A 21,242-nucleotide genomic window follows, 5' to 3' on the forward strand; every position below is an offset into this window, starting at 1 on the left:
TCCGAGGTGTCTGTTAAACCTGTGGCGATTCAGAGGTCAAAGAGCAGAAACTAACTCAAAGTATGAGAGCCGTTTTTATGAGAACCAATGAAAGCCGTGTGTATACACACTTTGACTTGGAGAACTCATCTGATGAGGAAATCATAGGCTCGCTTCGTGCACTACTTCCGGTATGGAGGAAAGAGTATGGAATCAAGGGCAGGAAGCAAGAGGCTTTCGGTCTGGGAAAGATTCTAAAGTTGGTTGACTACCGTATCCTTCCAATGATTGATTTGCTCATGTGGGCTAAGTTAAATGATGTCTCTCTTTCTAACACCATCCTTTCCAGGGTGCTTTATCCTAAGCTCACTGATGAGGTTAGAGGAGATGAACAACTCAAGGACATAGACCGTCCAATAGCTGCGAAGGCCATGTCAGGTGAGACCTTTAGAAACATTGAGAGTTTCATTAACAAGAATCGTCATCTTAGCGATTTGTCAGTATTACAATTGAGGGACATTACCTAGTCATGTAATATTAGTTGTCTAAGTAACATCAGCTTTCAGTGCTGATATTAATGGTGAAATTCCAAAAATAATTAGTAATTCTTTTAGAGTGAAAAAAAGGGGCTGCGATGTTTTGTAATAAATGTGGTTCATCAATATCTGAGACTGTTAATTATTGTGGGCAGTGCGGAGAGGATTTAAGAGTTACAAAAGGCGGAGTGAATCAATCTATAGCAGGTGATAATGGATTTAGCGCCGGACAGCACAATGTTTTTACAGGCAATAACATTAATTTAGGTATGAGAGATGAAAAGCCAAAAGCATTCATTGACAGGGAAAGTGTGAAGCCAGTTAAGTTAATGGGGAAGCATATAAAAACAGCATGGTTAATGGTGGTCGGCTTTGTTGGGTTTTTTGCCAATGTAGCAACAATTTTCACATCAATTGGAACTCCTAATAATTACAATATGATATTATGGTTGCTATGTAGTTTCAGTGCTTTTCTTTTTATTTTGGGGTTTTTACTGAAGCGATTCCGTTTTATTCCTTTGATTTTTCAAAGAAATGCCGAATCCGATAGGTCTGGGTATGTCTATATTACAAAACTATCAGGTAATTGTGCTCTTTGTGATGGAGAATTGAAGCTTAGGCATTTGGGACCTAAAAATAATAAAAAAATGTTTCTATGTTGTACAAGGAATCCTGAACATCGGTGCCATTTTGATCCGACCATCCTAAATGATCTTATAAATTAAAAAATAAAAGCCTATGATGAAATAAAAAAATAATCTCAGGCTGTGAAAAATATTAAATACAATGGATACACAGTAAAAAATCGATGGTCAGCAGCACAAGGGTGGAAGAGAACTGGTTTTCAGAATCTAAGTTTATCTGTTTCCATAAAATGCGCTCGATGTCAAGAGAGTGTGAAGGATTATTATTCTCCCCCACAATAGTTCTTTAACGATCTCCCACAAGAGACTCATCCGCTTACCTGAAGGGCTACATATGACTCTGACCCGAAATCCTGCTCCATTCAGAAACAGAATTCCGGCATGATAAACACTCCCCTGAGCGAAGGTGGTGCCGATGAAAAAGTCACGATTCACCGAAGAGCAGATTGTCTTTGCCCTGAAGCAGGCTGAGCTGGGGACGTCCGTGCCGGATGTCTGCCGCAAGCTGGGCATTTCCGATGCCACTTTTTACGCGTGGCGTAAGAAATACGGCGGAATTTCCCCGTCTGAACTCAAACACATGCGCCAGCTGGAAGAGGAAAATCTGCGGCTGAAGAAGCTGGTTGCAGACCTCAGCCTCGACAAGGCCATGCTGCAGGACGTGCTGGCAAAAAAGAGCTGACGCTGGCACGCCTGCGCGAGTGGGTCAGGGATTTGCAGGCCCGCTACGGTGCCAGTGAGAGACAGGTCTGTTTTGCACTGCGGGTCAGCCGCAGCTCGTTCAGATATCGTTCAGTTGCTGCCGATGACAGCGCACTGCGGCTGCGCATCCGTGAGATCACCGAAACCCGGGTGCATTACGGTTACCGCCGCGTACACGTCATGCTCAGGCGGGAAGGCTGGTGCGATAACCATAAAAGGATTTACCGGCTTTACAGCGAACAGGGGCTGTCGCTGCGCCTCAAACGGCCACGCCGCAATAAATCCGCACAGCGCCGGCAACCGCAGCCTCAGGGCGTGTATCCGAATCACGTCTGGGGCATGGATTTTGTCTCTGATGCGCTGTTTGACGGGCGACGACTGCGCCTGCTGACGGTTATCGACCTGTACACCCGCGAATGCCCGGGGATCTGCGTGGGGCAGAATCTGCGTTCAACAGAAGTGGCAGAAATGCTGAACAGCATAGCGCTCAGACGGCCTTTACCTCAGTTGCTGAAAACCGATAACGGCTCTGAATTTGCAGGGAAAATGCTGGACAGATGGGTGTACGAAAGAGGCATCAGAATCGACTTCTCACGCCCGGGAACACCGACGGACAATGCGACGGTGGAGTCCTTCAACGGCAGGTTACGGCAGGAATGTCTGAACGAGAGCTGGTTCATGTCTCTGGAGGATGCACGGTGCAAAATCGAGGCCTGGCGCATACACTATAATCAGAGACGTCCCCATTCTGCGCCGGGCTGGATGACCCCGTCAGAATTTGCTGAGAAGTCTGCCGGTTGCCAGAAGATGCAGCCAGAATGAAGCCGGTTATTCCTGATTATGACTGGATCATATTCGGGGTCAGGGTCATCAGGTGTTGAAACTGAGAACCATCTTGCATGAGCAGGGGGGCAACACGGCTTGGATCGAGTTGCAGTTGGCACATGCGTATAAGAATACGATTCGCGGGACATATAACCATACGCAGTATCTGGAACAGAGAAAGGAGATGTTGCAGTGCTATGCGGATTATGTGGATGGATTGCGATTTAATGAAAAATTTGCCAGAGTTTGTTAATAAAGCGCCGGTTTGAGTCCGACTCTTCGGCACTATCGGGATATAAACAGACGTCAACGTTCGTCTTTTTTGTGCATAAAATCCAGTGCTTATTTATCATTCCCGCTATATTAACGCTATCGACTCCAACGTACATCTACCAACAGATGTTGGTTTAGATGATGGTATTTCCGGTTCGATAATGCTTGTACCAACAGCTACCGTGTGAAGTTCCGTGCCTCTCGCTGAAAGATATGATTAACACCCCCTGAGAGTCAGCAGCAAGCTGTTGCCGACAGATCCTAAATCACGCCCTTCACGTCGCAAGCGCCATGAAGAAGGCCGGGTTTCGCACTGCTCGCCTGCCAGTATCACTTTAAAAGAGGATTTTAAGGAGACCCTACGTCCGCTGTGTGCCAGAAGCGGACGTGGTTGCTACAGGTGATGAATTACTGGGTCAGGCTGTGCAGAGAAAAAGCAATTAACAATATCCCGCCGGCAATGTTGACGTATTTTTTGAGCAACAATGGATTAGTTTTTTTTACTGAAAAGATCAGTGTTTGACTGACTGCGAAAAGCCAAACGCTCATAACCACAACATGTACTGATGCCAGTGTCAGATAGTCGCAAACGCCTCCCTGTATCCCTGCGAACTGCGAAACGACAGTCAGATAGAAAATGATGGCCTTAGGATTCAAAACATTCGCTATCCAGGCCTCTCTTAAAGTCACTGAATGCTTCGTATCAGCAGCCCCTCCAGGAGCTGCCCTTATGCCGTTGCAAATGTGCATCGCTCCTAACCAGAGCAGATAAGCGGTTCCGAAAAATTTCAACACAGCAAAAGTTGCTGGAGACGAGATGAGTACCGCAGTTATACCAAGCCCTATAAGAACTGCGTGGGTGTATATGCCCAAAGCTGTTCCGGCAAGAGTCCTGAACAGTCCTTTGTGACCGCCTGCCAGAGCACCGCTCATAATAAGAGTGAAGCTTGCTCCGGGAGACAGTGCAACAGGGAGTAGTACTGGCATAAAGCCAAGAAGGTTTAGATCCATAGATTTTGGATAGTAATTGACGCTCTGCTGTATTGCCAGTCAAGGTGCTTCAGGGATGTTATATTCAACGTAATGGAAACACATAGCTGCTGACCGTATGAAAGCTCAAGCGTGTTGCCATCAGGATCAGCGAAGAACGCCCAATAACCCACTGGAGCGGATGATTGCTGTGCTGTTCGGCGTAACACACCTTCGCCTTCTGCCAGAGCCACTTTGGCATCAATCTCTTCTTTGCTGTTACATGCAACGCCAATGTGATTAAACGGACCCAAAGGCGTATCCTCCGTTGTCTGAGATTGCACCAGCACAAGAGCAAACGGACGCGTCAACTATTCTGGCCGCCATAGGATTACTGCTTAACTGACTGCTGGGTTACTGCTTTCGAGGTTTTCTTTCTGTAGCTTTCTCCTGTTACCTCGAAGAGGTATCCGTGGTGGATCAACCTGGCGGCCGCTGCCACCGCCATCGTCTCATCTACGATGCTGCCCCACGTGCTGAACGGATGGTTGCTCGTGATTATCAGACTTCCTCTTTCGTACCGGTGGGCTATAAGCTCTAACAGCGCCCCGGTTTCCGCATTATCCCGTTTGACGTAGCCCAGGTCGTCTATCACTATCACCCGGTAGCGATCCAGCTTCAGAAACACCTCGTTCAGCCTTATTAACGAGCGGGCCTTACGCAGATCCTGTAGCAGTTCGCCTGCACCGTAGACCCGGGTCCGGTAGCCCTGACGCCGTCCACTATCGCTGCGACAAGGTGGCTCTTGCCCAGACGGTTTGGGTTTAATCCAGGCCGGCTATCCAGCGCTCGCTCTCCATATTCAGTGCGGCATGCTGGTTGAAATCCTGCCCGATCTGCGCCCCGCGCCGCTCACTGCCTCTTTCGTTTGCGCGCACCGGCGCAATCTGTCACGACGCGTCAGGGTTTTTATGAGCTGGACGGAGGAGGGCTTGAAACCTTATTTTAACTGATACCCGTCTGAATGGGGCAAGTGCTCGCAGTGAAAGACGGCGTACAGAGGAAATGCAGCAATTGATTTGCACGGGCAACGGTTCATTAATGCACCGGTTTAATCATTTCGCTATGCTAAACCTCCTGACCCGGATGGAGAATAATTTCAGCCTTGTGAAAAGCGATAATGTTATGCGTAAAGCAGGAAAACTAAGTAGAAAATAGTCTTATCCTTAAATTAATCTGTAGGCTCGCCGAAATACTTCACTTAATATGATACATAAAATTACAATTGTATTACCCTTCTAACGCCCTACTCAGATGTGCGAAGAATTATCTATTCCTTCTTTCAGGAATTAATAAATATAAAATTACGTATTAACCCTTTATTTTCTTCTTTCCTGTCTGTTTACCGATGAAATTATTCCCGCCCGTTTTCTGATTATATTGTTGCGGTGCAGGAAGAATTTTTGTAACGAAAATTGAAAAAAGTTGCAAGCGTGAACATTTAAAAAAAAGCCTAATCGCTTTGTCAAGAAACAACATATCTATCAGTGATGTATGATTTTATCTTGATAAAAGGCTGTTAGGAAAATTCTCAATGTGAAGTTAATCATCAGAAAATCTAAACAATGTATCGTAAAATTTAATATAAAAATCAAATATTTACCCATAAATGTTATTTATGTGACGCTAATATTGCAATATTGTTAAGCGTGGTTTAGATTGTTTTAGCGCTTATAGATAAGCATTTCTGAATGATTCCGGGCGCTGTCTAAAATTCAGATATTACCCCTGGCGCTTATTGTTTTGGGTAATGAGCGACAGCTAATAATTTTAAAGTTTCTGCACCCTACGGAACAGGAGTCATTAATGTTTGAAAAATCTATTTCCCATGAGGCTAAAAACTTCGCTTTTTCATTGCCAGTTCGCATAATTTTCGAGGTTTTTGGGCTAAATAATTTAAGCGCGTATCTGCGGGATGCGGGTAAAAGTGATGCGCTGATTGTGCTGAGCGAATCGGCGAAAGAAAGATTTAGTTCGCTGATAAATCATAATGAAAATTCGTCTGATCCGGTCAGATTTACTTACTGGACAGTTGAGAATAATTTTAAAGCCTCGACAAAGGCGCTTCATGCTATTCAGTCCCATCTGCGCACTAATAATTACGACGCAATAGTGTCAATTGGCGGCGGAAATATTATTGATTTTGTGAAAGTAGCGGCCATTAGTTTAAGCAGCGCCATTGATATTGATACGGTGGTGGGCAAAACTTTCGACAAAGTAGATAAGAAAATCCTCCATGTAGCCGTACCGACGACCTTTGGCACCGGCTCCGAAGTGACGAAAGGGGCCATCATTTACGACAGTAAGCGGCACATAAAAGAGGGCGTGCGTGGCGATGCCATCTTTCCTGATATCGCACTGGTTGACCCGCAACTCGGTGCGAGCTTACCCGATGCGGTACTGCGTGAAACGCTGTTCGACAGTTTTACCCATGTGTTTGAAGCCCTGCACGCCGTCAAAAGTAACCCGTTGACGGAAACACTGGCTGTTGCGTCTCTCAAGAGACTGAATGGCAATATCGCGCGCTATTCGGCCGGGCAGTTGGATGCCGATTTTTATTCAGAAGCCGCGTTAATCTCCCTGGCTGGCGGCATTTGCGTTTGCCATAACAGCACCTGTTTGCCTCATCGCTTTGAGCAGGCCTTCGCGCCTTTTTATCAGCTGTCGCACGGCGCCGGCCTTGCGGCAATTTACCCTGCCTGGGTAAGGGCGCTGGAGCGGGAGAAGAAAATTTCTCCGCTGCTGGCGCAGTTCAGTGAAGGCAAAAGCGCCTCAGACTATGTTGCGAATATTCTGCGTGAATTGAAGCTGGATGATGCCCGTGAACGGCTTGCTACCGCTGAATTATCGGCTACTGATATGGTTAAAAGAGTAACCGGCAATGTCTCTAACGATCCGCTAATTGATGCGGATAGCAAGGTCATTCCCGCGCTTCTGTCTGAAATTATCAGGGGGGAAGCATGTACTACTCTCTGACCTGCCACAGTAAACATAATCAGACCTATGAACCCGAAGCGGCGCCCGTTGTCCCGGCAGGTTTTTTGCAAATTGAAGTGGTAAAGGCCGCCATCTGTGGCTCGGACTTAATGGTGTTTAATCAGACACACCCTTATAAACAGTACCCGGCGATTTTGGGCCATGAGTTTATTGGTAAAATTGCCGATTCTGCGGGAAATTCGGCGTTTCGTCAGGGCCAGTGGGTTACCGGCCTCTCGTTTGGCTTCTGCGGAAATTGCGTCAGTTGCGAACAGGGGATGAGTAATCACTGTCTGAATAAGGTGACCTATAACACCGCCGGCACCAGCGGCGCATTTACCCGCACGATGATTGCTCATCACAGTTCATTACTGCCGCTGCCTGAAGACACCGCAATCGTGGATGAATATGTGCTGTCTGAACCCCTGAGCATTATTGTCCATGCTATGCGTAAAGCGACTTTTTTTTCAAAGGCCCGAGTCGTCATTATTGGGGCGGGGGCAATGGGCATACTCAGCGCGATTTACTGTCGCGAAGAGATGGGTATTGCGTCGTTAACGCTGATTGACAATACCGCTTCACGCCGCGAATTTGTGCGATCGCTGGGTTTTGACAGCGAGGAGACGCTTGCGGGCAGGGAGCCTGACAGTATAGATATTCTTATCATCGCGGGCGGGCATAAGTTGGACATCAACAACTATATTGCATCGCTACGCCCGGCGGCTCAGGTTTTACTGATCTCTTATTTTGATAGTGAATCAACGATTGATATGAACATGCTGGTCAGAAAAGAGATCACGTTACGTGGCTCTTTTCTCAGCGACAAACGCGATCTGGCGACGGCTATCAATATTATTGGACAGGCAATAAAGAAAGAATCCGCACTGAAAAAGGTGATAACCGATGTTATCGCTTTCTCCGAACTGCGCGACTTTATGCTGAATAAAAACAGTAAGGGTAAAGTTCTTATAAATGAACCGGGAGTTCTGCTATGAATTTAACGGCTTTTGTCATTGGTGCAACCGGCTGGACGGGCGCTGAAATAATTCGTTTGCTGGCGCAACATCCTCAGGTGGGTGAGATATATGCTGTGTCACGTGAGGGAGAGAATAGTCTGGAGTCTGTTCATCCCAACCTGACCGGCATTAATAAAAAAACCTGGACGCTGGATAACCTGCCGGACGTCACGCCCGATGTGGTCTTTATCTCGCTGCCATCGGGCAAGGCGCATGAGGTTGCCGCCCGTTTCGCCACGGGTACGACGCGTATCATCGATTTAGGGGCGGATTTCCGCTTTAGCGAACCGGCGCAATTCGAACGTATTTATGGCAAGCCGCATCAGGCGCCAGCATTGCAGGATACGTTTCGCTACGGTTTTCCTGAAGCCTTTCGCGAGAGTATTGCGCAAAGCCGCTATATTGCCAATCCGGGATGCTATGTGAATGCGGCGCTTTGTGGTCTGTTGCCGCTAATACAGCACAACATAATCAAAACGCAGCCTGTTTTCATTAGCGCTGTTAATGGCACCTCCGGCGCGGGAAGCAGTTCAAAACGCGAACTTTTGCATTACAACATGACCAATAATATGTTGGCCTACTCGCTCAATGGTCATCGCCATACGCAGGAAATTGAGCAGGTTATTAAAACGGTAACCGGAAAAGAGACCGATGTGTCTTTAATTACCTCTCATGGTAATTTTGCTCGTGGCATATTTATGATCATCGCCGCGAAGCTTGAAGAGGGCATTTCAGAAACGCGTGAGAGCATCCTGGCCACTCTTGACGATTATTATACTGATAATCCGTTCGTTTTTATTACCGGTAAAGAGAAAGGATCGAACGGTATTGAAAAAGAGTATGGGATCTATCCTCAACTGGCAAAAGTCATTGGATCGAATGCGTGCCATATTTCCGTGGATATTGTTGCGGATAAACGGGAGATTCGAATTGTCAGCGTCATTGATAATCTCGTAAAAGGTGCGGCAGGCACTGCTATCCAAAATATGAATATTATGCTGGGGCTGGACGAAACTACGGGGTTGAGCCGCTATGGATTATAATCAAAAAATACTTATTGTTGACCCGATTCATCAGAAATTACTCTCCTATCTTAAGAAAAATTACGATGTGACCGTTAAACATCCTGTTAGCAGAGAAGAGCTGCTTAATAGCATCGCTGATTACGGTATGCTTATTTTACGTAGCGGTGCGAAGGTAGATAAGGCGCTGCTCGATAAAGGTAAAGCGTTACATACTATTATTCGCGCCGGAACGGGAACGGATAATATCGATCTCGCTGCGGTAAGCGATCGTGGTATTGGATTTTATAATACGCCGAGCACTAATTCACGAGCGGTCGCAGAACTCAGTTTCGGTATGATGCATTGTCTGTATCGGCATATTACGCGTGCCAGCAATGAAATTCGGAATAATATTTGGGACAAAAAATCGCTGTTGGGTTTTGAACTATCGCATAAAAAGATAGGACTGGTGGGATTCGGCAGTATTGCTAAAGAGATTGCCGATATCGCCAGAGGTTATCATATGGATATTCACTGCACCGTCTCAAACTATACGCCAGCGCGGGCGTCGCAACTGCATGAGCGAAATATCACGCTGCATGCTGATATAAAAGCGATGTTTAAAGCGTGCGATATTGTGGTTGTCTGCTGCCCGTACACCGAGGCTACCCACGGTTTAATTAATGCACAGGCACTGGCCTGCCTTAATCCTCACGCCATTCTGGTGAATGTTGCCCGCGGCGGTGTGATTAACGAAGCGGATTTATATGACGCGCTGAAGGAAAAACAGATATGGGGCGCGGCCAGCGATGTCTTTGTTAATGAACGGCAGCCTTCTCCCTTGTTCGACATGAACAATTTTATTGGTACGCCTCATATCGGCGCAATGTCTCATGAATCGCAGCAAAAAATCGCCGATCTGATTATTCAGTATCTGCAAAAGCAGAGTCATAACAGCAGTACAGGGGAGAGGGTCACCCCACGTCTCAGTACGACAACTTACCCATAATCATCATCAACGAGGTAACTATGAATATTCAACAACGTCTGGCCCGCGGCGACAACACGCAGTTTATGGAAGCGCATAATGGTTTAAGCGCAAAAATTGTCGAGCATGTAGGTTTTGAAGCGATCTGGGCATCCGGGTTATCAATGAGTGCGGCGATGGGGCTGTCAGACAGAAATGAAGCATCGTGGTCGCAGGTGATTAACGTGCTGGAGCAAATGGCGGATAACACCTCCGTCCCTATTTTAGTGGACGGCGACTCAGGCTTTGGCAACTACCTGAATGTGATCCGTTTTGTAAAAAAACTGCAACAAATCAACGTGCTTGCCGTATGTATTGAAGACAAAATGTTCCCTAAAGTAAACTCCTTCATCGGCGAGAACCAGGCGCTTGCCCCCATTGATGAATTCTGTAATAAAATCAAAGCGGCGAAGGATACCGGCGGCAGTGATTTTACCGTGGTCGCGCGCGTGGAAGCGTTAATTTCAGGACGCTCTATGGAAGAAGCGCTTGAGCGAGCCGAAGCGTATAAAGAAGCTGGCGCGGATGCGATACTGATCCACTCTAAAAAGGCTGATGCATCTGAAGTCTTTACATTTTCAGAACGCTGGGGTGGCAAACTTCCGCTGTTCGCGGTGCCCACCAAATATTACAAGACGGAATACAAGGAGTTTGTCAATCACGGTATAAGCAATTTGATCTGGGCAAATCATCTCATTCGTAGTTCCGTGCGCAGTATGAAAGAAACAGCCGAGCGTATATTTAAAGAAAAATCTCTGGTTAATGTGGAAGAAAAAGTTTCTTCTCTGGAAGAATTGTTCTCATTGACTAATGAACGCTATATGGACGATCTGGAGGCTAAATATAATCCGTAATTTTAGTAATACGTGATTTCTTACCCTGTATCTTGCTTATTAAAAATTACGTCAGAAAAACTGGCAGCCTGTTGCTACGTTTAAAACGTTTATTCTGTCGGAGAAAATTATGATCAATATAGCCATCGTGGGCGGAGGCCCAAATGGGATGTATTTCCTTAATGGATTACTAAGCGTATTTAAAGAACTCAAAATCAGCAATAATATTGGCATAACCGTATATGATAAGTATGGATACTTTGGCTCGGGCTGGCCGCATTCACCTGCGCAGGCAAAAACCAGCATGCTTAATCGTATTGTTGGTCAAATCTCTTTTGCACCGGACAAAACGAATATCGCAAGCCATTATTTCCCACAGAGTACGCGAATTACGTTTAATGAATGGCTGAAGAAAAAGTATCAAACCACGCAAAATGAGCGATACAGTCTTAACCCGGATGACTTTCCTACTCGTGAGCTATATGGCGAATCACTGGTAGAAATTTGTCAGGATCTGATTAATGAAGTCAGGCAGGCGGGCATTGACGTTAAACTTGTCAAAGACACGGTAAAACACGTCAAAAAAGCCGAGGGCAAATATCAGCTTTTTCGGGAAAGTAACGCTGGAGCGGATGAGTTCGATCTGGTGATGTTAGCTACCGGTCATCAGGAGTCAAAAAATAACTTTTACCTCGCTGCTTCTCTTAAAGAATATGTTGAGTATTACAATTTTGCCTATCCGCTGTTTGATGTGCCCGACTGGCAAAACAAGCGCATTGCCGTCATCGGCATGGGCCTCACCTCCATTGATACGCTACTTTACTACACGGAGAATAAAGGCGGCACCTTCTACCGCGATCAGGGGAAACTCCACTATACGCCCAGTGGCCAGGAGCCGAAAAAGCTTTATGCGCTCAGTCGTTCCGGTTACTTCACCTACAGCCGACCCCACAATGCCAAAGAGGTTGACCTGGCAAAATATGAGCATCAGGGTTACTTCTTTACCCGCCCGCTGATTGACAGGCTGCGGCAAAATGTAGGTCAACCCGCTCACCCGGATAGCTCCACTGAAAACCATGCGTTACAGCTCGATTTTGATGTGCACGTTTTCCCTCTGTTAATACTGGAGCTACAGCTTTGCTATTACCGCATTCTGTTTGGCCCGGAGGTGCTCTCAATTATGATTGCCGAGAGCCGTCCGCTGGTTGAGCAGTTTATTGCCTGTAACCGTGCTTTTAATTCACAAAAAGAGAGCGCCATTAACTGGCTGACCCAGGCCACCGAACGCCTGGCGCGCGAAGCCATTTTCCTGATCCGATGCTTTCTTAACGACGGAACCACGGCCTCTTTTCATGGCGTGCCGGTTGAAACACTCGTTTCGCGCTTTGTTTATGTCGTCAGCGCGCAGCAGACCACCACACCGGGCGACGTACAGAATTTCGCGCTGGCGGCGCTGGCTCAGCAAAGCCCCTGGGAGCACAAACGCGATCCTGAAGCGCACCTGTTTAACTGGGATATGATTGTCGATCCTATCCGGCTTATGGATTTTACGGCGGAGACGCCTTGGCGCGAACGGCTGCTTGCTTTTATGCACTGGGATCGGCGTCAGTCCGAGCAGGGTAATCTTGATAATCCCTATAAAGGCGCCTGTGACGATGTATTTCGCGATTTGCGCCAAACGGTGGTGTATGCCGTGGATTTTGGCGGTATCACGCCGGCATCCTACAACAATATGCTGAAAGACTTTTATGCGGTGCATAACCGGGCGGCGAACGGCAACTGTATTGCGCTCATGGAGAAAATGGAGGCGCTGATTGAAGCTGATGTCGTCGACGTTACCTATGCCCAGGCGAATATTCAGATCCAGAACCAACAGGTCTGGCTGCACAGTCTGAGTGATGCCGGGAAATATACCCGCGTTGACGCCATGATCGATGCCAAATTGCATAATTTCAGCGTAATGAAAGCCCGGAATGACCTGTTCCGCGACTTAATCGAGGAGGGGATTGCCAGTTACTGGGTGCATAAAGATCAAAATGGGGTCGAGTGTTCAGCCTCGGGATTTAATATTACGCGTCAGTTCCAGTTTATTAATCGTGACGGAAAGCGCGAACGCTTTTTCTGCGTAGGCCAGCCTTCTGAGGGAATTATGTTTTTCCAGAACGGCTCTATTCGCCCCAATGTTAACCATCATGTTGCCAATGACATTCTGGCCTGTATGACGTCAGTGAAAAACGAGCTGCAAACGTTGTTAACCGGGCAGCAGAAACAGGTATCGCTGACAAGCTAATGGCGCGCGGGAACAATAGCGCTGTCTTATTCACTTTCCGTTACAGAGGTCGCACATATGTATATGTATCCTTTTAAAGCTTACCAGCCAGATGTTCCCAGGGTGACACGCGCCAAAGGTATCTGGCTCTATGATGAAGATGGTAAAGGTTATATCGACGCCACTTCCGGGCCGATGACGGTGAATTTAGGCCACTGTCATCCCGATATTATCGCGGCGATGCATGCACAGGTGGAGCGTCTGCATTTTGCCTATCGTTTTCATTTCCGCAGCAATGAAGCCGAGCAGCTAGCCGACCGACTGGTTTCACTGTCGGATGATAATAAACGCTACGCTTTTTTTATGAACAGCGGATCGGAAGCATCAGAAGCGGCGTATCGTATCGCGCTGGATTATTTTCGCGCGCACGGTAACGATAAAAAGACGCTGGCCGTGGGGAGGCGTATCTCCAACCACGGCAATACCATTCAGTCATTAACCTATGGCGACGATCGGGCGCGCAAGGTTAACCTGCTTGATAAAGCTATCGATACCGCTGTCAGCGAAATACGCTTACCGCCTTATTACGATCTCCATAAGCCCGGCAACATTTCGTCCGACGACTATTTGCAGGCCTGCCTGAAGGAGACATTCGATACCATCGACCGCGTGGGCGCGGAAAAAATTGCCTGCGTTTTCGCTGAGCCGATAACGGCTTCATCAGGCGGTGTATTGATCCCGCATCCGGGCTATTTCAAAGCGCTTAAAGCCGGTCTTGAAGCGCGTAATATTTTATTGATCGCCGATGAGATTGTTACCGGGCTGGGCCGAACCGGCGAATGGTTCAATATGAAAACCTGGGGCGCGGAATCGGATATTACCATTATTGGTAAAGGGTTAGGCGCGGGATTTACGCCAATATCCGGCGTCCTGATTTCACAGCAGATTGGTGATGCCCTGGCATCGCTGGCGCCGCCCCATTTTATCGGCCACACCTATTCCGGGAACCCGCTGTCGGCGGGCGTGGCGCTGGCGGTGCTTGATACGCTGGAGCACAAAATCAGTCTGGAGGCTATCCGCTCAAAAGGGGTTTACTTCGGGCGGCTGCTCCACGAGCTGGCCGGTGGGCTTGAGGGCGTGGTGGATATCCGTGGTCAGGGGCTGCTCTGGGCGGTGGAAACCTCGCTCAGCCGCCAGCATGCCGACGCCTTTGTGCAGGCAGGCCATCACCATGGCATTAATCTTTATCCCTGCCGATCCTCCGGTAAAGAGGGCGATGCGTTGACCTTCCTGTTTACGCCGCCGTTAGTGATCACCGAAGCGGAAATGGATGAACTGGTCGGCCGCTTTGCCCGTGTACTCAAAGACCGGCTATGAGTGGATTGCCGCGAATTCTTTTTAGCGCAGGCATCAATATCAGCGCCGGGGTGCGCACGCATCCCAGAATTGATGAAGATGCCGACGCGCTACGGCCGCTGTTGCGCGAGCAGGCAACCCTTCTTATCTTCAACCATCAGGGGGATTATGCGAAGGGCACGGCGCAGGCCACCCCCTGGCTTGCGCCGCTGCTCAGCGAGCAGTTACAGCGGCCGGTACACTATTGTTCACACAGTATCGGAGCCGAGGCTCGGGAATTTATTGCGCAACTGCCGCCCGACGCTATCGGGCTGATGGGCAATACGCGCGCCTATGCTCAGGAGCAGCAGAATGACGCGGATTTTGCCCGTGAGCTGGCGCGATCCGGCGATCGTCTGGTTATTGGCGGATTCTCTAAACTGCACCGGAAAAATGCGTCTAACTGCGCCATTAAACAGTTTATTCCCTGGCGCTACTCACAGGGCGTGCTGGCGCAACTGGATGCGCTGGAAAGTCTGCGCACTGCGCATTACCAGCACAAATCCACGATATTGCTCCTGGGCGGCAATAAAAAAGAGAAGGTGCAGTTTCTCTTTAATCATGCACGCCTGCCGCACGTGGATCGCGTTATCGCAGGCGGGGCCGTGCTCAACAGCTTGCTTAAGGCGCGCGGCTTTGCGGTAGGCCGTTCTGACTGCCTGCCGCTGCCAGCGGGCATTTTGTCCCCACTGCCGGTCTATCAGCCTGATACCGTTATTGTCGCCACCGTCAGCGGCAGGCTCGAGCCGCGCCCGGTTCGGCAGGTACGCGACAGCGACAGGATTGTGGATTTCATCTTTGACGAGCGCTTTCTGGACGATATCAACAGCCCTGACGCCTGCTCCTTTTTTGCCGCCGGGCCCTTGAGTCTGCCGCAAAGTCAGTACGCTCATGCCGCTTATCGGTGTCTGGCGAGAAAAGGCATTGAGGGGCTGTTTATGGGGGGGGATACGCTTTCCGAAGTGGAAACCTTCTCATCGCGATCGTCAGGAGGCGGGGCGGTGCTGCACTTTTTTTCAGCAGGCTATGGCGACATTTTACAGCCGGAGACGTATGCCACATAAAATGCAAACCCTGACGGGAACACTGATTGATGTACATAAACGCTGCGGTAAAGAGCTTGCGGGCACCTTCTTTATCCGGCTGATATATTTTATCGCCTGGCCTTATATGGTGCTGGTCTTTCAGCAGGAGTACGGGCTGGACGCGCTGCACACGGGAGCGCTGCTTTTTATTGCCACGCTCACCGCATTCTTTGCGACCCAGGTTGCCGGCAGCGCTATTGATCGCGGCAGGCTTCACTTAATTTTCCCCGTCGCCAGTCTGCTACTGATGTCCGGCCTGGCGCTGCTGCTGGTTCATAGTCTGAGCGCGGCGGTGGTGGGGCTTAATCTGCTGGTACTGGCGACCCGCACGCTGGAAACCGGCTTTAAAGTTAATCTCAGCGACCGCGCATCCCGTGAGATTGTTGAAAGCGCTCACAACGCCCGCTACTACTATGTCAACGTGAGCGGCGCGCTGGCGCCAGCGCTGGTGGCGCTGCTCGGCCTGCAAGGTCGCGATTACCTGCTTTATGGCTCGCTGGTGCTGGCGCTGCTGATTGGTTTGTATACCCTTTTTTATCGCGCCGCGCCGCGCCAGAACGCCTCATCGCCGGGGCTCGGCGCCAGTCTGCTGCGTATTTTTCGTGACAAAGCCTTTTTACAGCTGTGCGCATTCAGCATTCTGTTTTATATGGTGATGGCCAGCAATGACACCGTCCTTCTCATGCTGTTAAGCCAGCATCTTCCCCAGCGTACCGCACTGCATTTCTATGCCACCATTCAGGTAATCAATACGCTGATGGTGTTGATAGCCTATTTTCCTCTTAACCACGCCGTGCAGCGATTTACCTTACGCACCCGCATCTCTGTCGCGCTGTTTGTCATGATGCTGAGCCAGTTAATGATTTTCTTTCATTGGCTGCAAAATGGTCTCACCGTCGCGCTGTTCGCGCTGGTGTTTACCTTCGGCGAGTTAGTGGCGATTTCCGCGTCCAACTATGCGATGGAGCTGCTCACGCCGACCGCCTTCAAAGGAGGGTACTTCTCGTTTTACAACATCTACATGACCGGTATGGCGCTGGCGCCACTTCTGGGCGGCGCCTTTATCAACGCCGGGATCGGCGACAGCTGGTATCTCTTTACAACCGGTACATTGCTGGTCGCTGCCATCATTTTTAATCGCCTCTTTGCAGACAGAGACGCGGTGATATCTACTGAGGCGAGGTAAGAGTATGCGTTTTTTCTCCCTGCCAGCCGGCGCTGAGACGGCTATTCTCTTTAACGATCGGCGCTTTTCACGCGATCGGGTGCGGCATCTGACTCATTGCCTGGCCGATCGGCTGTTAAACCGATGGTCGGCGCCGTTGCGCCGCGTGGCCATGCTGGTTGATCCCTCTCCCGAGCAGCAAATATGCGTGCTGGCGTTGCACCATGCGGGCATTACCTGCGTGCCGCTTGCCAAAAGCCTGCCCGTTGAGCGCATCGCGGCTATCACGGAGATGCTGGCTATCGATCTTATCGTCACCGATCGGCAGTTGGCTGCTGGCGAGGCGATCCCCCTCAGCAGCCTGTTTGAAAACCTCGACAATGAAGCCAGCGAGCTGACTGAACCGGTAGACATCGCCGGGGAAGCTGACTGCCTGATCCTGCATACATCAGGCAGCACGGGGGTGCCGAAGGCCATTGCGCTGAGCCGCGACAATATTTTTGCCATGCTGGAGGCGTTTGTAAAAACCCCGCTCTTTGGCGCCTCATCACTGGCAAACCGTATTTGCAGTTTTGATTTCTCAGTTATTGAAACCTTGCCCTATCTTTATCATGGACGACTGCTGCATATCGTCGATCAGAGTACGCGCGATTCGCCGCAACGGCTGGCTGAAGCGATTCTCTCCTCCCCGGCTGAGGTGGTGGCCATGACGCCCTCGTGGTTTTACGAAGTGGCACGGCAGATGCTTCAGCAACGTAGCGACTATCCCGACAGCGTGCCAAAAAAGATTGTTTTCGGCGGTGAGAAAATTAATTATGCCGCGCTGGCGCCTTGGTGGATGCAGTTTGTGGAGCAGCATGGCTATCAGGTCTTCAATATTTACGGCCCCACGGAGTGCAGCGTATTCGTGACCTGGCACCCGGTGACGGCAGCGGATACCCGCTCGGGTGAGGCGAAAATCGGCGACGTATTTGGCGAAAACCGCCTGCTGATACTGGATGAGAAAAATCATGAGATTGCGCAGGAGAGGCAGCCGGGACGGCTGATCGTGCAGGGCCGCTCGGTGGCGAGCGGCTATTTAAATGCCAGCGCGGGCGACCGTTTTGCGATGCGTGGAGATGAAAGGAGCTATGACACCGGCGATATCGGCTACCGCGTGGGCTCCTCGTTCTATATCGTCGGCCGCAGCGATAATCAGGTTAAAGTTCGCGGGTTTCGCGTCGATCTGGATGAAATTTCCCGGCATATTACCTCGGTTGACGGCGTGAAGGATTGTCACGTCGCCGTATTCAATAATGCCCGTACCGATCATATCGTCGCTTTTGTCACCGGCGGCAGGCGAGAGATGGCTGAGGGGATCTATCAGTATCTGGCAAAGCATCTCCCTGAATATGCGCTGCCGAATCATATTTGCCAGCCGGAAAAAATACCAACCAACGCGAATGGCAAAACGGATGAGCACGCCCTGCGGCAGCTCTATCTGCGTACTCTTGAAGAGAAAAACGTCCGTCTGCTGGCCCGGCGTATTAAATCCCGGGCTTTTCCTTCGCACTATACGCTTGCCGATCTGCATCTTACCTCACTGGAGAGCGTGGAGTTGTTTATCGAACTGGAAATGGCCTACGGCATTCGGCTTCGCGATCCCGATAAAAATCAGCCCTTGCGTGAACTGGCTGCGCTGTGTGAGTCGCTGCCGACGGAGCGGGAGGCAGATGCCGCGCAGGAGACGCCGCAGGCCAGCCGCACGCTGCCCGCGCAGGGATACTACTGCGATAACTATTTCAAATATCAGATCCGCCGTGATGCGGTCTCCGTATCGCTACAGTTTCCGCCAGCTTATTCAGCTGCCTTGCTGCGGGAAGGGATCCTGGGGCTGTTGAAGGCGGTGCCTTCACTGCATGTCTCACTTCGCGAACATGCGGGTGAAATCTGGCAATATGACACGCCGCTAGCGGCAGACGTGCAGCAATATGAACTGGCAGGTTCGCCCACGCCCGTGCTGATGCAGGATTTTGATTTTGAAGCAGGAAAGTTGTTTTACTATCAAATTTACGAGGCTGCGCAGGGGCCGGTGCTGACGCTGCATATCGCGCACGTTATTTCCGATGGCTACGCCTGCCGATTCTTGATTAACGGCCTCTTACAAATACTGGAGCAAAAGACGCCGCCCGTTATTACCAACCTTCACGCTTATGCCACTCAGGTCTGGCAACGACAGCCAAAAGATTTGCAGCCGCTGCGGCAATTTTGGGCAGAACAGGCGAGCCAGAAACGCCCGACAACGCTTTTTAGAAATATTCCCGCGGCTGTCAGGCCTGGCAGCGTTGAAGGGTATACCCATCAGCTACAGTGCCGCTATTTATCAATGCCCGTTATTAACAGGCGGATTGTTGAGGCCGGTATTTCGCTGCACGCGTTTGTGGCTTATGCCGTATGGCGCGTGCAGCAGCATTTCTCTTCCGCGCCGCGCGTTGAGTTTCACTCGCCAATCGGCAATCGCAATCGCGAGAATCATGCGGTTATTGCGAATATGATTACGATTGTGCCATTCAGCATAGAGATAGCATCAGATGTTGAAACGCCCCTTCAACTTCTGCAAATGCATCAGGCTATTACCGGGAGTATCGAGCGCTGCCAGCTCAGCTGGGCGGAAACGGCCGCCTTAACGGGACGTGAACGCATCTCGTTAATCGTGGCGGAGAGCCCGAAACCGTTTAGCGACAGCCAGCGCGGCGTTTATGAAACCGCGATACCCGGCCCGGTCATTGCAAAAAATGCGCTCTCCTTTTTTTACTGCGCTCATGCAGAGGCGTTACATATCGATATTCGCTACAACGCCTCGGTCGCGGATCAGGAAACCATCACCCAACTCGGCAAGACGCTCGATCGGGTATTAACAGACATTGTGGCGGAGCTGGCTGACGGCGCTTCGTCCGAATTTTCACAACCACAAAGCAGGGAGTAAGAATAATGTTTGAGGATCCAATAGCTCAGTTTCACGGCTGGTGGGATGAGGTTAAACGTGACGTTCAGCCTGAACATCCCGGCGCGATGTGTGTTTCAACGGTTTCAGCAAGTGGTATGCCCAGCGCGCGCTTTGTCGCTCTGAAGTCAGCGGATGCCGAAGGTTTTGTCTTTTGCACCTGGTTTGACTCGCGCAAGGGAAAAGAGCTGGCAAGCAATCCTAACGTGGCGCTAACCTTCTGGTGGGAAGAGAAGGGCTGGCAGGTGCGGGTTGAAGGCGTTGTCGAATCTGTCAGCGAGCAGGAGTCTGAGGAGGCATGGGCCTCTCGCTCCCGGGATGCCCAACTGGCCACCTTGTGTTTTCAGCAGAGTCAGCCGCTGGCTTCTGAGGCGGCGCTTGAAGAGAAACTGCATCAGGCGCAAAGGGATAACGCCGGTAAACCCATAGAAAAACCCCCTCGCTGGGGAGGCCTGCGCGTCATACCCCGTTCAATTGAGTTTTTAACCTTCCGGGAGAATCGCCTGCATTTACGCGAGTACTATACCCGTTCCGGGCAGCAGTCAGACTGGGAAAAGCAGCTGCTTCAACCCTGAGTCTGTCGGCGCTGTGTGCGATTCGCCTCAACGCCGCCGCGAAAGAGTGCCGGCCGCAGTGGGGCAGGGAATGCATGTTGCGCGCTGAACGCTCCTCGCTTCAGCCACTACTGAGGTACCGCAAACGGGCGAAATCATGCGTATTTAAGGTAACGCCGCATGGATTCAGGCGGTGGTCGGAAGCGAGGTTTTACGCGTTAGAGATATTTGTGCAATAAATCACCATTAAAAACAGTAAAATCATGACCAACATGGCGCCTTTTAAATCGAAACAGAGAACACAGGCGTGGCGATAAATTGTTTTCAGGCACCTTTTCTCGCCTGACGTGATTCTCCGCTCGACCGCGCATCAGACTCCATCTTGTCATGCTGCGGGGACGTGACGTAAAAGAAATTCAAACCATCCGTACCCCTGAGCCAGGTAGTGAAATTTTCATCAGACTGGAATGCCGGGGCTGACAAGCGCTCTGCGCTCAGGATGGGCGGTTTTTTTTTATACCGGTACTGACTGTTTTACAAACGATGACTGAGCAACAGACAGATCTGCCCTGCGTCAGGGCGGCACGTACCGCATCAGGCTGATATTCCGCGCATGCGCTTTAAGGGCCTGCACATTAAGACCCGCGATAGCACGACGGTAAGACAGGGGCCCGCATTCAAACGGATCGCGACGCAGGAGCTGCTTACTCAGCTCACACCTTCATCACCGCCGTGGGTTTCTCCATCCCCAGCGTACTGTAAACCTGTAGCCGTTTTTCGCCGCATACGCGGTTGGGCAGAAAACCAAAATATCGCACCATCCGGAAGTGCTTCTCCGGGATATGCTGCTTCAGGCGTGCCATCAGAAAGTCCTGTACTGCCTCTACGGTGAAAAGAAGTTTGGCGGGGCAGGGTGTATGCATGGGACAGAGTATAAAACGGAGTTC

General features: G+C 50.1%; 14 protein-coding genes and 6 pseudogenes. 16 read left to right on the forward strand and 4 right to left on the reverse strand.

All coding sequences use genetic code 11. The features are described from left to right. Positions 1-38: 38 nt before the first annotated feature. From FA91_RS04855 to FA91_RS21310, 4 genes and pseudogenes are all read left to right on the forward strand, one after another. Positions 39-506: pseudogene (locus FA91_RS04855) on the forward strand (DUF6387 family protein); the annotation flags it as partial. A 107-nt stretch (positions 507-613) separates the two neighbouring features. Beyond that, the gene (locus tag FA91_RS20950) at positions 614-1,240 is read left to right on the forward strand and encodes a zinc-ribbon domain-containing protein (protein WP_072032289.1); all 627 of its coding nucleotides are present in this window, start codon (positions 614-616) and stop codon (positions 1,238-1,240) included. Positions 1,241-1,574: 334 nt separating this feature from the next. Then, a pseudogene (locus FA91_RS04865) lies at positions 1,575-2,683 on the forward strand (IS3 family transposase). Positions 2,684-2,744: 61 nt separating this feature from the next. Next, positions 2,745-2,939, forward strand: a pseudogene (locus tag FA91_RS21310) (integrase); the annotation flags it as partial. A gap of 428 nt (positions 2,940-3,367) precedes the next feature. On the opposite strand, the gene FA91_RS04875 reads toward FA91_RS21310, so the two are convergent. The 3 genes and pseudogenes from FA91_RS04875 to FA91_RS04880 all read right to left on the reverse strand — a co-directional run bounded on the left by FA91_RS04875 (position 3,368) and on the right by FA91_RS04880 (position 4,757). Further along, positions 3,368-3,970, reverse strand: coding sequence for a LysE family translocator (locus FA91_RS04875; protein WP_034913095.1), 603 nt, complete (start codon positions 3,968-3,970; stop codon positions 3,368-3,370). Continuing rightward, positions 3,961-4,296 (reverse strand): annotated as a pseudogene (locus FA91_RS21315) (VOC family protein); the annotation flags it as partial. The pseudogene FA91_RS21315 and the gene FA91_RS04875, both read right to left, overlap by 10 nt. A gap of 23 nt (positions 4,297-4,319) precedes the next feature. Further along, positions 4,320-4,757, reverse strand: a complete 438-nt coding sequence (locus FA91_RS04880) for an ATP-binding protein (RefSeq protein WP_343205761.1) — start codon at positions 4,755-4,757, stop codon at positions 4,320-4,322. Here FA91_RS04880 and FA91_RS21320 point away from each other — a divergent pair. From FA91_RS21320 to pdxH, 12 genes and pseudogenes are all read left to right on the forward strand, one after another. Continuing rightward, a pseudogene (locus FA91_RS21320) lies at positions 4,744-4,941 on the forward strand (LysR family transcriptional regulator); the annotation flags it as partial. The gene FA91_RS04880 and the pseudogene FA91_RS21320 sit on opposite strands and share 14 nt — an antisense overlap. Before the next feature lie 853 nt (positions 4,942-5,794). Next, a complete protein-coding gene (locus FA91_RS04890; RefSeq protein ID WP_034913102.1) occupies positions 5,795-6,964 on the forward strand; it encodes an iron-containing alcohol dehydrogenase in 1,170 nt (389 codons plus the stop codon). After that, complete coding sequence (locus FA91_RS04895; RefSeq protein WP_034913106.1) at positions 6,949-7,959, forward strand: alcohol dehydrogenase catalytic domain-containing protein; 1,011 nt, start codon at positions 6,949-6,951, stop codon at positions 7,957-7,959. The genes FA91_RS04890 and FA91_RS04895 overlap by 16 nt, the downstream gene beginning before the upstream one ends. Next, complete coding sequence (gene argC / locus FA91_RS04900) at positions 7,956-9,023, forward strand: N-acetyl-gamma-glutamyl-phosphate reductase (RefSeq protein WP_034913108.1); 1,068 nt, start codon at positions 7,956-7,958, stop codon at positions 9,021-9,023. The genes FA91_RS04895 and argC overlap by 4 nt, the downstream gene beginning before the upstream one ends. Further along, complete coding sequence (locus FA91_RS04905; protein ID WP_051937021.1) at positions 9,013-9,993, forward strand: hydroxyacid dehydrogenase; 981 nt, start codon at positions 9,013-9,015, stop codon at positions 9,991-9,993. The genes argC and FA91_RS04905 overlap by 11 nt, the downstream gene beginning before the upstream one ends. A gap of 20 nt (positions 9,994-10,013) precedes the next feature. Continuing rightward, positions 10,014-10,865, forward strand: coding sequence for a phosphoenolpyruvate mutase (gene aepX, locus FA91_RS04910; RefSeq protein WP_034913110.1), 852 nt, complete (start codon positions 10,014-10,016; stop codon positions 10,863-10,865). Between the two features lie 109 nt (positions 10,866-10,974). Continuing rightward, on the forward strand, positions 10,975-13,134 hold the full coding sequence (locus FA91_RS04915; RefSeq protein WP_082212572.1) for an FAD/NAD(P)-binding protein: 2,160 nt from the start codon (positions 10,975-10,977) through the stop codon (positions 13,132-13,134). A 102-nt stretch (positions 13,135-13,236) separates the two neighbouring features. Continuing rightward, the gene (locus FA91_RS04920; RefSeq protein ID WP_197060483.1) at positions 13,237-14,490 is read left to right on the forward strand and encodes an aminotransferase class III-fold pyridoxal phosphate-dependent enzyme; all 1,254 of its coding nucleotides are present in this window, start codon (positions 13,237-13,239) and stop codon (positions 14,488-14,490) included. Continuing rightward, a complete protein-coding gene (gene pgk, locus FA91_RS04925) occupies positions 14,487-15,572 on the forward strand; it encodes a phosphoglycerate kinase (RefSeq protein ID WP_034913118.1) in 1,086 nt (361 codons plus the stop codon). Before FA91_RS04920 ends, pgk begins: the two co-directional genes overlap by 4 nt. Continuing rightward, entirely contained in the window at positions 15,562-16,779 is a 1,218-nt protein-coding gene (locus FA91_RS04930) for an MFS transporter (protein WP_034913120.1), read from the forward strand. The genes pgk and FA91_RS04930 overlap by 11 nt, the downstream gene beginning before the upstream one ends. A 4-nt stretch (positions 16,780-16,783) precedes the next feature. Further along, the gene (locus tag FA91_RS04935) at positions 16,784-19,723 is read left to right on the forward strand and encodes an AMP-binding protein (RefSeq protein ID WP_034913123.1); all 2,940 of its coding nucleotides are present in this window, start codon (positions 16,784-16,786) and stop codon (positions 19,721-19,723) included. A 5-nt stretch (positions 19,724-19,728) separates the two neighbouring features. Then, complete coding sequence (gene pdxH, locus FA91_RS04940; RefSeq protein ID WP_051937024.1) at positions 19,729-20,316, forward strand: pyridoxamine 5'-phosphate oxidase; 588 nt, start codon at positions 19,729-19,731, stop codon at positions 20,314-20,316. 553 nt (positions 20,317-20,869) lie between these two features. On the opposite strand, the pseudogene FA91_RS21325 reads toward pdxH, so the two are convergent. Next, positions 20,870-21,161 (reverse strand): annotated as a pseudogene (locus tag FA91_RS21325) (transposase); the annotation flags it as partial. Positions 21,162-21,242: the final 81 nt, after the last annotated feature.

This window comes from Erwinia sp. 9145 (assembly GCF_000745075.1).
Lineage (GTDB): Bacteria > Pseudomonadota > Gammaproteobacteria > Enterobacterales > Enterobacteriaceae > Erwinia > Erwinia oleae.